The organism is Aeromonas cavernicola (genome assembly GCF_002795305.1).
Lineage (GTDB): Bacteria > Pseudomonadota > Gammaproteobacteria > Enterobacterales > Aeromonadaceae > Aeromonas > Aeromonas cavernicola.
In genome coordinates this window covers 1-925 of sequence record NZ_PGGC01000173.1, presented here as the reverse complement: position 1 = coordinate 925, position 925 = coordinate 1, and the positions used below count along the sequence as shown (strand labels likewise).

The following is a 925-nucleotide window of genomic DNA, read 5'->3' as shown; positions in this document are numbered from 1 at the left end:
GCGACTATCCCATTAACGCCATATTCACCATGAACGTTGCGTTGTTTCCCAAATCAACCATCAAGTCACAACGTCGCCAGCCTCAAGTACCAGCTACACTCGGAGCTGTCTGACAGGCAGACCTAGGGTGTTCAGTTGTTTATCGTACTCACATACGCCATGACTTCTCCCACCTGAGCGTTATATTTTCGCAGACTGATTTTCTCCGCTAGCAACTGCTTGAACCGATACATTGCCGTTTCTGCCAGCGAACGACGGTGATACCCCGATATCTTCTTCCAGTGCACCACTCCTTCCTTGCGCATTACCAGCACCGCCTCATTTCTTGGATGTCCCTTTTCCCATAGCCCAGCGTTCTTACGAAGCGGGATACAGGCTCTCGCTCCTTTACCTGCTTTAGCTGATGGCTGGCTTTGCTGTCAGCGCCATCCGCATAAACATGCCCCAGCTTGCACCGCAGAGGGTTGAGCAAGGTGGGCAGCACCTCGGCATCATGGACATTTTTCAGTGACACTTCCGCCGCCACGATATTGTGGGTTGCTAGGTCTACTGCCAGATACTACTTGCGCCAGACTCGCCGCTTCTTTGCGCCGTGTTTTCTGACGTTCCACTCGCCTTCACCAAACACCTTCAGCCCGGTTGAGTCGATAACCAAGTCGGTAATGCGTCCCTTTGGGGGCTGCCGATAAGCCACCGTCACCGTGCGGGCTCGCTTGCTGACACAACTGTAATCGGGGGCACAAAGCGGTACGTTCATCAACTCGAACAGGGAGTCGAGGAGTCCCTGAGTGGCCCGCAGCCTGAGGTTGAACATCCCCTTGAGCATCAGGAAAGTACAGATGGTCTGGTCAGTGTAAAGCGGGCTCGGCCCCGTCGCCCATGATGGTCGTGGTGAAACCCGTTGCGCATGGCCTCGGCATCAACC

General features: G+C 54.7%; 1 pseudogene. It reads right to left on the bottom strand.

From position 1 onward, the window contains the following. Positions 1-93: 93 nt before the first annotated feature. A pseudogene (locus CUC53_RS16310) lies at positions 94-925 on the bottom strand (IS5 family transposase); the annotation flags it as partial.